This is a genomic window from uncultured Chitinophaga sp. (assembly GCF_902168175.1).
Classification (GTDB): domain Bacteria; phylum Bacteroidota; class Bacteroidia; order Chitinophagales; family Chitinophagaceae; genus Chitinophaga.
Genome location: NZ_CABHOU010000067.1, coordinates 44,703 through 58,829, shown reverse-complemented (window position 1 = coordinate 58,829; position 14,127 = coordinate 44,703). Strand labels below are relative to the sequence as shown.

At 49.3% G+C, this 14,127-nt stretch carries 11 protein-coding genes; 4 read left to right on the top strand and 7 right to left on the bottom strand.

Annotated elements, in window-relative coordinates; translation table 11 throughout:
* Positions 1–89: 89 nt before the first annotated feature.
* The 3 genes from QZT80_RS14055 to QZT80_RS14045 form a co-directional block, all read right to left on the bottom strand.
* Positions 90–1,508, bottom strand: coding sequence for a sulfatase (locus QZT80_RS14055; RefSeq protein WP_295122904.1), 1,419 nt, complete (start codon positions 1,506–1,508; stop codon positions 90–92).
* A gap of 121 nt (positions 1,509–1,629) precedes the next feature.
* A complete protein-coding gene (locus QZT80_RS14050; RefSeq protein ID WP_295122901.1) occupies positions 1,630–1,908 on the bottom strand; it encodes a hypothetical protein in 279 nt (92 codons plus the stop codon).
* Between the two features lie 54 nt (positions 1,909–1,962).
* A complete protein-coding gene (locus QZT80_RS14045; RefSeq protein ID WP_295122899.1) occupies positions 1,963–2,247 on the bottom strand; it encodes an RNA-binding protein in 285 nt (94 codons plus the stop codon).
* A gap of 307 nt (positions 2,248–2,554) precedes the next feature.
* On the opposite strand from QZT80_RS14045, the gene QZT80_RS14040 reads away from it, so the two are divergent.
* From QZT80_RS14040 to QZT80_RS14030, 3 genes are all read left to right on the top strand, one after another.
* Positions 2,555–3,415 carry a lysophospholipid acyltransferase family protein gene (locus QZT80_RS14040; protein ID WP_295122955.1) on the top strand — a complete coding sequence of 287 codons (861 nt, stop codon included), beginning with the start codon at positions 2,555–2,557 and terminating at the stop codon, positions 3,413–3,415.
* 41 nt (positions 3,416–3,456) lie between these two features.
* Positions 3,457–4,425, top strand: a complete 969-nt coding sequence (locus QZT80_RS14035; protein WP_295122895.1) for a fatty acid desaturase — start codon at positions 3,457–3,459, stop codon at positions 4,423–4,425.
* 311 nt (positions 4,426–4,736) lie between these two features.
* Positions 4,737–7,901, top strand: coding sequence for a TlpA disulfide reductase family protein (locus QZT80_RS14030; RefSeq protein WP_295122892.1), 3,165 nt, complete (start codon positions 4,737–4,739; stop codon positions 7,899–7,901).
* A gap of 237 nt (positions 7,902–8,138) precedes the next feature.
* On the opposite strand, the gene QZT80_RS14025 is transcribed toward QZT80_RS14030, so the two are convergent.
* Both QZT80_RS14025 and QZT80_RS14020 read right to left on the bottom strand, forming a co-directional pair.
* Positions 8,139–8,546, bottom strand: coding sequence for an RNA-binding protein (locus QZT80_RS14025; RefSeq protein WP_295122889.1), 408 nt, complete (start codon positions 8,544–8,546; stop codon positions 8,139–8,141).
* Positions 8,547–8,899: 353 nt separating this feature from the next.
* Positions 8,900–10,126, bottom strand: a complete 1,227-nt coding sequence (locus QZT80_RS14020; protein WP_295122886.1) for a thioredoxin fold domain-containing protein — start codon at positions 10,124–10,126, stop codon at positions 8,900–8,902.
* Between the two features lie 244 nt (positions 10,127–10,370).
* Between QZT80_RS14020 and QZT80_RS14015 the strand changes: the two genes are divergently transcribed.
* A complete protein-coding gene (locus QZT80_RS14015) occupies positions 10,371–10,922 on the top strand; it encodes a dihydrofolate reductase family protein (protein WP_295122883.1) in 552 nt (183 codons plus the stop codon).
* 2 nt (positions 10,923–10,924) lie between these two features.
* Here the strand turns inward: QZT80_RS14015 and QZT80_RS14010 are convergent, their stop codons facing one another.
* Together QZT80_RS14010 and QZT80_RS14005 are read right to left on the bottom strand one after the other, a co-directional pair.
* Complete coding sequence (locus tag QZT80_RS14010) at positions 10,925–11,488, bottom strand: dihydrofolate reductase family protein (protein ID WP_295122880.1); 564 nt, start codon at positions 11,486–11,488, stop codon at positions 10,925–10,927.
* Positions 11,489–11,530: 42 nt separating this feature from the next.
* Positions 11,531–13,963, bottom strand: a complete 2,433-nt coding sequence (locus QZT80_RS14005; RefSeq protein WP_295122877.1) for an outer membrane beta-barrel family protein — start codon at positions 13,961–13,963, stop codon at positions 11,531–11,533.
* Positions 13,964–14,127 lie beyond the last annotated feature (164 nt).

Sequence of the window (14,127 nt, the reverse complement as noted above, 5' to 3'; positions counted from 1 at the left end):
GGCGGCTGATCAATGGTCAGCCGCCGTTGTGTCACTCCCTTCAGCGGCAGTAACAACAATGGGCAGTGCGTATGTGTATACACCGCCCCTCATAACTTCGCCGCCTTCCTCCTCCCGCTACCTTCTCTTCCCGTCAAATCATCACCGAGGTCTTTCCTCGCATCTTCCGCAAGCGACAACAACTTCGCCAGCATCTCGGGGTAAAGTTTTTGCAGGTCATACGTTTCACCGGGATCGTGGGCCAGGTCGTAAAGGGCCATGGGTACTTTAACAGTGCCGGTAGTGCCCGGGTTACCGTTCATTCCATGAATACCGGCGAGGTAGGATTGAGAGTTGTGCGGTAATACCAGTTTCCAGTTTTTATAACGCACGCCGCGCAGGCTGTTCACATCATAATAATAGTAAAACACATCGCGTACGGCACTGGGCGATTTACCCAATAGTAGCTTTGAGAAGTCGAGGCCATCTATCTTTTTAGCCGGTAACGGCGCACCGGCAAGTGCGGCGATGGTGGGTAATAAGTCCATGTTAGTGAACAGGCGACTGTCTACCTGACCCTGGGCTACTTTGCCTGGCCAGCGAACAATGCAGGGCACGCGGGTGCCGCCTTCCCAAGTGGTGCCTTTGCCCTCGCGGAAACCGCCTGCCGAACCGGCATTATCACCATAGCGTAACCATGGGCCGTTATCGCTCGTAATAATCAGCAATGTGTTGGCGGAGAGGCCTGTTTTATCCAGCGCATTCAGTATTTCTCCGATGCTCCAGTCGAGCTCCATCAGCATATCGCCAAACAAACCCATATCGCTTTTACCGCGGAACCTGGCGGAAGCGGCAATGGGCGCATGGGGCATGGGTGAGGCGAAGTACAGGAAAAAGGGTTGTTTACGGTGGGTAGTAATGTAATTTACGGCCCTCTTCGTAAACAAAGCGGTCAAATTACCCTGGTCTTCCATCGTTGTAATACTGTCTACTACGCGGTCGCCTTCCAGCAAAGGCAATACAGGGAACCGTGCTTTATCTGAACCTGCCGCTGCGGGTGCGCCATCGTAGTTCACCGGCCACATATCGTTTGAGTAAGGAATGCCGAAGTAGCTGTCGAAACCGAAGTGTATGGGCAGGTAGGGGGCTTTGCTGCCAAGGTGCCATTTCCCTAACATGGCGGTGGTGTACCCTGCTTTCCTGAGTTGGGTAGCAATGGTAACCTCGCTGGTATCCAGCGCTATGGTGGACCAGGGCATTAATGCGTTGTACAAACCTAAACGGTTGGGATAACAGCCGGTGAGTAATGCCGCCCGCGACGGACTGCACACCGCCTGCGCCGCATTGAAATGTGTAAAACGGGTGCCCTGCTGCGCCGCACGGTTGAAGTTCGGTGTGGGTATACCCGTCATCCCATACGGCTCAATATCGCCATATCCCATATCATCCATATTAATAATAATGATGTTCGGACGCTGCGCGGTGGCCGTGAGGGTACACAACAGCAATAGTAAAGCAATGTATCTCATGATTAATGGAGTACAGTTATTAATAGATCACAGGCTAAAAATAAGTAAAAAGGGACAGTGGGGGAAAATCAATCAGTAATAAGCTGTCGTAATGTTTGGGGAACGGGGACAGGGGGGAGAACTATTCGAGTACTAAAACTTCGCGGCCGCTTTGGCTGCCATAAAAAAGAAGAGCGGGGCCTTCTGAATTACCCACCTCTATACGCAGCGACTCCTCGTCGGCTACCAAAGAAGGATCGGTATCGAGGTAAAAACGGCCGTCGGCTTCGTGCAGGCTGTACGCCATGCCGGCTTTACGGTCGATGTACATAGAATTACCGTCGAACCTGAACTTTTTGTCGCCTGTAATATCATAGTAACTCCTGCTGCAAAGTAATGCGTTAATATCCCTGATGGTCATGTGCGGTAGATTTAAATGAAAAAAAAAGGGGCCATAAGGCCCCTTGTATATACCTTACCAGCGGCCGCCGCGGTTGTTGTTGTTGTCGAAACGTTCCTTTTTAGGTTTCGCCTCGTTAACAACAATGCTCCTGTTGCCAAGCATAGAGCCATTCAGCTCATCGATAGCTTTTTGTGCTTCTGCATCGTTAGGCATTTCCAAGAACGCAAAACCTCTGCTCTGCCCTGTGAATTTATCCGTTATAACGTTTGCCGATGTGATTTCACCATACTGTGAAAAGTGTTGCCTAAGCGCCTGGGAATCCACGCTGAAGGCCAAGTTTGCTACGTAAATGTTCATTTCGAAAAATTTTGAATTAATATTATTTGAGGTAAAAAGCAGAAAGAAAGAGAGAAAGGAATTTACTGGAAGGAAAAGTCTGTCCCGATAACGAGTTGCTGATGATCTCAAATGTACCCGCTAAAGATACTCCATTTTTCCCCAAATAAGCTAATTTTTTTACAAGGGATTATTTAACAGAAGATTATGGCCCGGTTGGTAATATCGGATTGATGCTCCATTTGATTAAAATAGCCTATTTTACCGCATATTATATATATATTTGTAACTATATGCTGAACTTTACAACTGATTGCTATTGACTGCCGTGATTTATTACATTTGCCTGCCGGTTATCTACCTGCTATCTTTGTTGCCATTTCCGCTCTTGTACCTGTTTTCCGACTTCTGCTGTTTTATATTGTACCGCGTAGTTGGCTACAGGAAGAAGATTGTTTTACAGAACCTGCGTAATTCCTTCCCACAGAAAAATGAAAAGGAAATTCAGCAGATCTGTAACGAGTTTTACAGCTACTTTTGCGACCTGTTCCTTGAAACGTTTAAAACCCTCACCATCAGCAAAGCTTCCATGTTAAAACATTGTAGCTTTACACCTGAAACAGTGGCACTGTTCAGGAAACTGGAGGCAGAGGGCAAAAGTGTAGTGCTGGTAATGGGCCATAAAGGCAACTGGGAATGGGCAGGTAATACTTTCAGCCTGATGTGCCCGCAACAGTTATACGTTATTTATCATCCGTTGCGAAATAAGTACTTCGACGGACTGATGTATAAGATGCGCACGCATTTTGGTACTAAACTGATTGCGATGCAGGACACGTTCCGGGATATGGTGAAGTTCAGGAGTGAGACAAACGCCACCGCTTTTATTGCCGACCAGAGTCCGCGCCGCGACAATGCACAGTGGGTCGACTTTTTAAACCAGGACACACCGGTATTTACCGGGACAGAGAGAATTGCGAAGAAGATGGGCTATCCCGTGGTATACGTATCGGTACATAAATTGAAAAGGGGTTATTATAGTGTAAGCGCCGAAGTGTTGATAGATGATCCGAAAGCAATGGCGGACGGAGAAATTACGCGGATACACACGGTAAGGCTGGAGGCCGATATTATACATCAGCCCGCCACGTGGTTGTGGACGCACCGCCGCTGGAAACATAAGAGATAATTCTATTACCCATATTTAAAAACCACCAACGTTCAGAAAAAATGCTTCAAGGCAAAGAACTTATTTTAGCCACCAAGGCTTATGCGCACGAAGATCGGGGAAAGAGCTGGTTCCACACCATCTCCACCCTCCTGTTGTTAGTCGCATCGTTAACCGCTACTTTGCTGGCGCCCTATCTTACTTTACGTATTGCTGCGAGTATCCTGTCGGGCCTGCTGCTTGTGCGTATGTTCGTTATTTACCACGACCATCAACACCATACGATACTGCATAAATCGCCTGTTGCGAACGCTATTATGACCGTTTTCGGTATATATATACTTGCGCCCTCCAGCATCTGGAAGCGATCGCACGACTATCACCATCAGAACAATTCAAAGTTATTCAGCGCCAGCATTGGCTCTTACCCGATCGTGACCAAACAGAAGTTTGATGTAATGCCCGCAGGCGAGCGCCGCCTGTACCTGTTTACCAGGCACCCGCTCACCATCCTGTTCGGCTACCTGTTCATCTTTATTATAGGGATGTGCGTAAACTCCTTTACCAGCAGCCCGCGCAAACACTTTGATGCGTTGATCGCCCTTATATTACATGTAGCGGCCAGTGTGGCCATTATTATATTTCTTGGATGGACAAGCTGGCTCCTGTTCCTGTTCATCCCGTTCTTTATTGCCTGTTCCATGGGTGCTTACCTGTTTTATGCACAGCATAACTTCCCGGGCGTCACCTTTAATGACAATGGAAGCTGGGCGTACGACAAAGCCGCCATGCATTCGTCGAGCTTTATGGAGATGAATCCGGTGATGGCCTGGTTTACCGGCAACATTGGTTTCCATCATATTCACCACCTGAATGCACGTATACCTTTTTACCGCCTCCCCGAGGCCATGGAAGGCATACCTGAACTACAGGCCGCCAAACGCACCTCATTGCGCCTGCGCGACATCCGCGACTGTTTCCGCCTGAAGGTGTGGGACCCGCACCAGGGTGTCATGACGGGATATAAATAATTACAGAGGGCCGGGAGGCCCTTTTTTTATGTCAGGAACTGGCGATGAACCTGCCATGAACCGACGATGAACCGACCCAGACGGCTTTCACCCCTCTTCTTCCCCTCTTTCGCCCCCCTGTTCGTCCCTGCGTTCCTGCCCGCTCAAAATTCTACCCAAAACGACATTTTTTCTACCCATAACGACATTTTTGCTCGTCCCGGATCGGCACCTTTGTCATATAAAAAAGGTGTAGTTAAGGATCAGATTTTGCGCTGTTAGAGATCACTGAAGCGGCTGCACGTTACCGAAATTTGTAAAAACCATATCCAATGATATTAAAGAGATTTAACGCCATACTAAGCGGCTGCAGCGGCGTGATAGGCGATAATGCCGTTCGCCAGCGGAAAGAAAGAACGATTGTGACCAAACGGCCCTGCGAACGTGGCGCCCCTGTAAAGGAGGCACAAATAGCCACCAATAACAGGTTTAAACTGGCTAACGATTATGCCGGTACGGCCCTGGCCGACCCGGCGTTGTATGCTGCTTATAAACAGGCGGCCGACCGGGCGGAGAAGCTGGTGCATGCCCGTAACATGGCCGTGGCCGACTACTACAACCCACCTGTCATACAAAAAGTGGGCACCCAGTTTTATACAGGCCTGCCGGGCGGAAAGATCGTCATTCTTGCTAAAGATGACTTTCGTATCAAAAATGTGACCGTAGCCATTTACGACAGTCGCAACCAACTGCTGGAAACCGGCCATGCGGTGAGTCGTGGCGGCGATAAAGCTTACGAAGTATTTGACTATATCACCACCGCCGACGGTAAAGGCGTACGTGTGATGGTATATGTTGCCGACTACCCGGGCAATGTAACCACCGAAGAAGTATTTACCGGCTACATGGAAACTTGCGAAGATGATTTCGTCACATTTGCCCCTGTGAGCCATCCCAAACAATTGGCCGGAAAAGCAGCACCCACCGTCAGCGAAAAAGCCGGTAAACCCTTGCTTAGTAAAGATCCGGACGTTCAAGGGAGTGACACAACGGCGGCTGAAACTGGTGATGAAGCTGGTACCACCCTATTTTATAATATCGAAAATAGCCATACCTTACCAGTAGTTAATCCAACGCCAACTATGTATAACAAATTACTACTTACTGCGCTGCTGCTTTCAGGATCTTTGGCCTCAAAAGCACAGCAATTCGTGGCCAAAGCCGGCAGCGAAGGTTATTACCGTATTGAGTCGGAAAACAGCCAGAGCGGCGGCATGAAAAGCAGCGATACCTGGAAGCTGAAAGTAAAGGCGGTGAACGATACACTGCTGGAGCTTACGTGTACACTGCTGCAGCGAACATGCACTTCGCCTTACCAGCTGTTTAGTACCAGCGATACCCTGCTGGATGGAGTGAGCAGCCAGGATATAGAAATGCTGGCGCTGCTGAACAAACCGTTTACCTATTACCTCCATAACCCTGTAACAGCAGGACAGCCAGGTGTAAGCGGGCTTTTTAAAGAGGCCGTTACGAACTGGTCGCTCGGCGAACAATACGACAAAATATTCCAGGGAAATGCGGCGTACTACTACAGTGCTAACTTCCAGTCGCTATTTCCAAGCTTACCTTCTACCCTTGCGGCTTTGCCAGCTAACTTCCTGAGTAAAGACAGCAGTAACTACACGGTGGTAACGAAGGAGAAAAACAGCACACTGCTGGTAAGAACGTTGCCTAAAGACAAACAGCTGGGGTTCAAAAACACGATCAGGATTAACAATACAGACGGTATGGTGTTGACCGCAGTGCAGCAGCAAAGCTTTGAAGCAGACGGAAAAACACAAAACATATCTTCGCGGATTACACGTATAGATGAACCCCGTTTCCCTGTATTAAGCGAAGACCTGAAAGCCGCAGCTGTAATAGGTTCGCGCTACAGTTACCAACTGATGGACGGCTACCAGTACGACTCTGCCAAAATGGAAACTTACTTCGCAAAGTACGATCCCATGTTCGCGGAACACAACTTCTACAAAATCAGCAAAGCGGCTATCATACAGAGTTCTAACATCACCGACCTTAACGCAAGGTACAAACGTTACAATGCACTGATCGTCACCATTCCGGATGAAGCCATCGCCAATTCGCCGATCATACTATTTAACAAATTGCAGGAAACGAAGGATACTGATGCGGAAGCCTCCTATAAAACGCTTACCTACCTGGCTAAATACCCCGACCAGTTATCCTCCTGGGTGCAGCATACCTTCGCACAATCGTTCCGTTCCATGCCCGACACTACCGACATGCGTAAAATATTAAAAGAACGCGGGCTAAGCGATGCAGATATTAAACGTATTATTGACAAAGGCATGCAATCGCCAAGAACAGCGCAAAAGCTGGTGGCCATGATGGCGAAAAGTAAGGATACTGCGGTACGTAACGAAGTATACCCGCTTTACCTGTGGAACGAGGCGAAGTTGCACGCAGGCAATAAAGACAGCGTGTTGAAAATAGTAAGCGAACTGGAAAAGATAGCCGGTAAAAAACAAGGAAACTCCCATCGTTACGCGTTGCTGGTATACAAAGACCTGAAAGCGAATGTTGACAGTAAAGCCGCTGCCAGCCTGCTCGATAAACACGTTGCCGCCATGGAGAAGCGTGTAGCCGATACTGCGGACATGAAACGTTTTGGTGATCAGAACATACTGGCTTACGCTTATAAACTGAAAAGCGAAGCCGCTGCCGATTCTGGCACTGCCGTAAAATACCTCGCCAAAGCCGCCTATTATTCGCCTAAATCCATTGCAGAAAAGGAACACGGCAGCTTTTACGACCGTGTGATGCTGGATTCAAAGGAAAGCTACCGCGCCGATTTTGCGCAGGCACTGATGAAGCAGGGTAATTCGGTAGAAGCGATGAAAATACTTTCACAGCAACTCACCTCCGACCCATCGATGTTGCAGGATATGCAGCAGGCCTTTGCGCAAAACTTTCCCGACCGTAATTTCGCAGACTTTTTCAACGATGTAGTCGTAAAATCGTGGAAAGCCGTGCCCGACTTTGCGCTGGCCGGCCCTAACGGCAACGGCTCCTTTAAACTGGCCGACTATAAAGGCAAATGGCTGCTGCTCGATTTTTGGGGCACCTGGTGTGATCCCTGCCGCCGCGAGCTGCCGCAGATCAACAAGTATGCAATGAGCATTAAAGACAGTCCGGACAGGGCGTTCCTGTCTATCGCCTGTCATGATAACGACCAGGCTGTAACCACCTTCCTCACCAAAAACAACTACCAGTTCCCGGCCGCCATGTCGGACAGGAAAGTGGAAGGCGCGTATGCGGTAAAAGGGTATCCGAGTAAAGTATTAATAAGTCCTGCCGGCACGATGCTAGAAATACCTTTCGGCTCCGACTGGGAAAAGATCGCGAATGAATATTCGGCCATTAAACCGAAGCAGGCGGCAGATAAAACGGCCGTTAAAACGGGGAAAGAATTGTAAGTAACTACTCTGTTGATAAGGACGAACGCGCTGTATGGTGCGTTCGTTTTTGTTTGCGGGCTGCTGGCCCGGCGGGTCATAATCCCGCAGGTAAACCAGGAAACGATACGGGGCATCTGTACCCCACGGAAGAGCATTCTACCTTCCCTACTGTCATAAAAAAAACGGGCGTTCCAAAAGAACACCCGCTTCAGTTATATGAGCACACCGGCCGTGCAGCCTGTGAACATTGTAAGTTTACCAACGGTTGTAACCACCACCGCCGCCGCCGTCGCCGCCACGGTTGTAACCGCCGCCGCCACCGCCACCGCGGTTAAAGCCGCCGCCACCGCCACCGCGATTGAAGCCACCACCGCCGCCGCGATTAAATCCTCCGCCACCGCGGCTATCAGGACGTCTTGGAGCCTGGGGCTTAGCCTCGCTAATAACCATGCTTTTGCCGTTCATGTCGATACCCTGCGACTCCTCGATAGCTTTCTGAGCTTCGTCGTCGTTAGGCATTTCAATAAAAGCAAAGCCTTTGCTTCTGCCGGAAAATTTATCGGTAACGAGTTTCACCTCAGTAACAAGGCCAAACTGCGCGAAGTGCATAGTGAGATCTACAGTATCTACGCTAAAGTCTAGGTTTTCAACATAAATATTCATTCGTCAAAATTTTTAAGTGTTAAAACAGCTGATTGGTTGGCCTGGGAAATATCGGTTTTATTTCTTTGACATTGTATTCAATCGGGATAAAAATACTGAGAAAAAGCAGATTATAAAGAGGGATTAACGTTTTATTAAACCAGCCCTTGTGACGAATTGCTATGAACTCAATTACTTTACTAAAACAAAAATAGGGCATTTCCGGCTTTTCAGGCATTTTTTTTCCATCCTTGAAAAGCCGGGAACCCTATGGGCAGGGCGATACCACATAATGGCCGCCCTGAAAACTGCCGGTTTTCACCGGTTTATTGTATAACGAGCAGGTTTCTAAGCAGTTAGAAACAACCGGGCTTTTACCAGGTCTGCTCGCCTTTCTTCATTTTTTCGAGGGTCGCTATCGTGCCGGCATCGTTTTTACTCAGTACCACCGCTTCTTCCTGGGCTTTGATGGCTTCCTTTTTTTTGCCTGTTTTGTACAGCAGGTTGGCGTAGGTGTCCATGAACATAGCGGTTTTAGCCGATTTCATCGACTCCTTTGACCAGGCGAGGGCTTGCTGGAGGCAGGCGGCATCGTCGCATTCTTCGAAAATGGCCCAGGCAAAGTTGTTGAGCTGCATATCGTTAACAGCTACCCGATAAGTACTGATATATTTAGTAGCGGCTTCGCGGAAGGCAGGCCACTCTTTCTTTTGCATGTAATAATACATTCTTGACGAGAGCAGCAGTTCATCGGCCAGATCAGGGAATTGTGTTTTCATGGCATGCTCGGCATTAGCCCAATCAGGCGCCGCCGTTCTGTCCCCTTTGGGGTACATGGCAAGTGGAAGTACTCTGCCAGCCACCTGTTTTACGATCTGGCTGCTTGCTTTGTAACCCAGGATGCTGTCGGCCTTAGCGCCCTGCCTGCGGAATATTTCAAAACCCGGGTCCGAAGGACTACTCGTAGTCTGCGCCAATAACTCCAGGTTAGGCTTGGTGAACAGGTCGTTCTGCGTAGCCATATACGCCTTTACTACTGCCGGTGAAAAGTCGCGGTCGTAGCTGGCCACCGATCCTTTAGCCAGTTTGTACAGCAGGTTGGCATCACGATCGCCGGACTGGAACTTCTTTTTCAGGGTATAATACTGTTCTGAAGGGTCGAGTGCCGCTTTCCCTTTGGCTATAAATTCAGCCTCCGGAGATGAACCTACCGCCCTGTGTACTATTTCGCCATCGGGGCTGAAAAACAGGTACGTGGGATAAGCCTGGATACCGTAATCTTTGGCAATCATTTTGGCATCTTCGTACCATTTCTTCACCTCCTCATTATCCTCTTTGGTTTCATCCATCTGCACTTTTACGTTGATGTAGTTGGCGTTATAGAAATCACCTACAGCCTGCAGTGGGAATATTTCAGCGCTCATCATTTTACAGGGGCCGCACCAGGTGGTAAAGGCGTCCAGGAAGATATACTTGTTCTCGGCCTTAGCTTTCGCCTTGATCTCTTCCCAGCCGGATGCGTGGGCGAACTTCATGCCTTTTTCCTGGGCAAACAGGGCGCCACTACAGAGCATAAGCATGGCAAACAGAATTCTTTTCATGGTGAAGTGTGTTTTAATATATTATGGAGATAAGTTTAAAAGGAAGATTGGCACATTATCATTCCACCAGGTCAACATCTGCCTTTGAAAGATACAAAATTGTGTGAGGCTTAGATGCGCCCCTCTCCAATTTCCATAAACATTAACATCTCCTATGGAAGAAGCCCGTTTCACCCCTTTATTGTCGCTTTAGCCCCCGGTAATTACTGTTGTTCGGCGGTAAATTGCAGTAAAACTCAGATCCATGGGACTAATCACATCATTTACATTTATTACCCTCAACGGTTTTTTCGAAGGTGTACAAAAGGGCGACATTGGCTGGCATAAACACGGTAGCGAGGAAGGAGAATTTGCGAGCGAGAGCGCGCAATCAAATAACACCCTGCTGTTCGGGCGCATTACTTACGGGCATATGGCCTCGTGGTGGCCCACTCCACAGGCCCTCCAAAGCACACCCGCACTGGCCAGATCGATGAACGAGTCCGACAAGATCGTGTTTTCCAACACCATGACCAGCGCCGACTGGCAAAACACCACCGTTATGGGCGGCGACATAATATCAAAAGTGAAAACATTAAAACAGGATAAAAACATGACGATACTTGGGAGCGGCAGTATCCTCACCCTTTTCAGCGAACACCGTCTCATCGACGAATACCAGTTCATGCTCGACCCGGTGGCTATCGGGGGCGGCAGTACGTTATTCCAGGGGCTTACGAAGCAGCTTGACCTGCAACTGGTGAGTAGCAGGCAGTTTAAGAGTGGGGTAATACTATTGAACTATAAGCCATTATAAAACTATTTCTTTTCGTACCAGGTGCTTATTACGCCGTTGGGATATTCTTTCGTACTGATCACTTCCAGCGTTTCGGGCATTACGCCTTCGAACACCTTTTTGCCCGATCCCGCTATTACCGGGTGTACACAAATATGGATACGGTCGTACTGGTTTTGTGTTATGAACTTTTGCCAGCTGCCCAGGCCACTTTCCACCGAAATATCATTCGGGAACTGCCGTTTCAACTGTTCCATCTTACTGCGCAGCGCGTGTTCGTCCTCGAACAATATCTGTTCAGAATTGCGCCAGACCAACTCTTTCGGCTCGCTGGAAATCACGTACTTCTTCATATCATTGATCTTTTTCGCAAAGCGGCGTTCCAGTTCGCTGGGCGAACTGGTTTCGGCATGCTGCCAGTACTCCGCCAGTCCGGCGTAGGTGTTTCCTCCAATAATGATCGCATCCAGGCCATCATAGTAGGCCAGTGAATCAGCCACGATCTCGTCCGGCATGTTCATCCATTTTTCGAGGTCGGTCACAACGCCATCCAGTGAAGCCTGCCAGGTTAAATTAATCTTTCCCATAACTCCTTTTGGGATATGTACATCAAAATTGCTGCCATGCTGTTAATCCCTGCGTACCCGGCTGCGTTCGTCGCCGGCCCCCTCCTTCCGGGCCCTTTCGCCCGTACCAAAATTGCGGCTATAGGTCAGTTTGGCCACTGTAGCCACCGTATGTTCCGGATAAATCAGTACATCCGTATCCAGCCCGAAAGCTTCCCGGGTTAATTTGCCGAACAGGCTGTTGTTACGGTTTATCCGCAGTACGTCGGTAACCACCAGGTTAAAGGTACCTTTCCACAAGTCCTTCTTCACACCGAGGCTCAGTATAGAAAGGCCGCGTACCTCAATGCTGCCGTAGTAGTGTTTACTGGCGTAGCGGCCGGAAAGTTCAGTCGTGAATCCGTACGGCAGGCGAAAGGTTTCTGTAAAGCTGATGCTGGCAAAGGGGTACGTCTTTTTCACCGGCACCTCCGTATAAGGCACGCTGAGCCGATTGATATTGGCCGCCAGGTTATACGTCATACTCCACCATGCTAAAGGGTTAAACGGCAGGTTAGCCTGCAAACCCAACTGCTGCTGGTAGTCCAGGTTTCGCGGTGAAAAGTACGCCAGCGTTTTATCCGGGCCATAGCCGATCTGCGAGTACACGATGGCATCGCTGATATGACTGGCGTTGATGCTGAAAGCATAACCACGCGTATTAAACCCGACCCTCAACTGATGATTGATCGCAGGCCGTAGTTGCGGGTTACCCGTAAACACCGAAACCGGATCATTATAAGACACATAAGAAGCCAGGTCGTTATAGCTCGGGCGACTGATACGTTTTGAGTAAGACGCCTGCCAGTCTGCCGTTTCACTGGCTTTGTAACTATAAGACAAATTCGGAAAAAACAGCCCCTGTCGTCGTTTTAACACCGGCTGTTTCGCACCGGGGCTGGTAACATCGCCATGTACATATTCGTACCGGCCGCCGATTACCAGGTTATTTTTTGGGTTGATGACGATAGTGCCCGTTGCATAAGCAGCGCCTATCCCTTCACGCATGTGGTACTCGCTGGTTACCGCCCTCTTCCTCCATTCGCCATTTACCAGGCTATTGATGCCCGAGCGGCTGTGGCTGCCGCTGAACGTGCCCTTAATACCCGTTTCTATTTTAAGATGTTGGGTAATTGGTTGCGTGTATTGTAAGGCCAATACCCCAATCTGTATACGCGTATTCACCTGACTGCGGTGTTGCGGCGCATAAAAGCTGTCGTTCGCCAAAAGGGCCGGCTGACCATACTCATTTAGATAAGCGTTTTGCATGGCCGAGGGATTGCGGTTGCGGTAATACAAATAATCAGCCGAGAAGCCAAGCTGGCCGCCGTGTAACAATTGCCTGTCCGCATAAGCAGCCAGCGCCACGTTACGCCAGCGGCTGGAGGTTTGCACCGCAGTGGTCACCGTTAATATCGAATCGGGCGGCAACACATAATCGCCATGGCTGGCAGTAGTACCTATCGACCTGTTGGCCGAAAACTGCATACTGCCGCCGGTGCTGAACTTTGCAGAAGGGCGAAGATCGATGCCCAGCGTAGCGTTATGGTCCTGTTGAAGCGGTTTATGTGTAGTCTGGAAAATAAAAGCCGTATGCGGCGCCATAATGGGGATATCGTGAAACCCCGTAACATCGTACCGGTTGTAGCTGCGGTTGCGGGCGTAACTGTAACTGCCATAGAGATCTGCCATTTGCCGGTTATAAGAAAGCGCCGCATTGAGCGACGCTTTTTCTCCTGTTCCGTAGCCGGCGGAGATACTTGTGTTTCCGTTAATTCCAGGTCTTTTATTTCGTTTGAGTACAATGTTGATCAGGCCTCCGCTGCCCTCTGCGTCGTACTTTGCGGGCGGCGTGTCCAGCAATTCGATCTTTTCCACATCATCGCCCCGTAAGCCATTTAAATAGGCCAGCAGTTGCGCGAACTGCATACGCTGTAGTTTGCCGTTGATCATCACCATTACCCCCGGGCGGGTATTAAGGGTGATTCCACTATTGTGTTGATCAACCACCACGCCAGGCAGGCGTTCCAGCACCTCCAGCACCGAACTCCCCTTCGTTAAAACACTGTTCTGCACATTTACCGTGAGTCCTCCCGGTTGTTGCCGGAACAGTGGTTGCTCCGATATGATCTCAATGCCTCCTAACTGCCGGGGGCGTTCATCCATCAGCAGGCGGCCCATCTCTTTACTATCTGTAAAATCAAACACGGCAGAATGCCAGGTGAGATAACCTATACTGCCACATTGCAGCAGGTAGCGGCCTGGCGGGGCAATGATCGAAAACCTCCCGTCGCGGTCTGTAACGGCAGCCTTTACGAGGGTAGAATCAACTGCTTTGTACAGCAGCACATTAGCATCGGGCAAGCCCTGCCCGGCAACCGTTACCAACCGGCCGGTTACCTGGGCATGGATTTGCTGCAAAAAAAGAAGGCAGAAGGAAAGCATAAAAAGTTTCATGGCGGATACTTTACTACAAAAGAACTGGTAGAAGCCCATGCATAAAAACAGATGTGACAACAGGGCGGGAATAATTGCTGAAAAGCCGTTTTTACCCATAACGGGGGATGAAAGCAGCGATTTCCGGTACAATCTGCTGCTTGTCAATTATTCCCGGCGTTTCA

Bases quoted from the DNA above. Each gene is read 5' to 3' on its own strand.
- QZT80_RS14055 (WP_295122904.1), bottom strand. From the start codon at position 1,508: ATGAGATACATTGCTTTACTATTGCTGTTGTGTACCCTCACGGCCACC.
- QZT80_RS14050 (WP_295122901.1), bottom strand. From the start codon at position 1,908: ATGACCATCAGGGATATTAACGCATTACTTTGCAGCAGGAGTTACTAT.
- QZT80_RS14045 (WP_295122899.1), bottom strand. From the start codon at position 2,247: ATGAACATTTACGTAGCAAACTTGGCCTTCAGCGTGGATTCCCAGGCG.
- QZT80_RS14035 (WP_295122895.1), top strand. From the start codon at position 3,457: ATGCTTCAAGGCAAAGAACTTATTTTAGCCACCAAGGCTTATGCGCAC.
- QZT80_RS14030 (WP_295122892.1), top strand. From the start codon at position 4,737: ATGATATTAAAGAGATTTAACGCCATACTAAGCGGCTGCAGCGGCGTG.
- QZT80_RS14025 (WP_295122889.1), bottom strand. From the start codon at position 8,546: ATGAATATTTATGTTGAAAACCTAGACTTTAGCGTAGATACTGTAGAT.
- QZT80_RS14020 (WP_295122886.1), bottom strand. From the start codon at position 10,126: ATGAAAAGAATTCTGTTTGCCATGCTTATGCTCTGTAGTGGCGCCCTG.
- QZT80_RS14015 (WP_295122883.1), top strand. From the start codon at position 10,371: ATGGGACTAATCACATCATTTACATTTATTACCCTCAACGGTTTTTTC.
- QZT80_RS14010 (WP_295122880.1), bottom strand. From the start codon at position 11,488: ATGGGAAAGATTAATTTAACCTGGCAGGCTTCACTGGATGGCGTTGTG.
- QZT80_RS14005 (WP_295122877.1), bottom strand. From the start codon at position 13,963: ATGAAACTTTTTATGCTTTCCTTCTGCCTTCTTTTTTTGCAGCAAATC.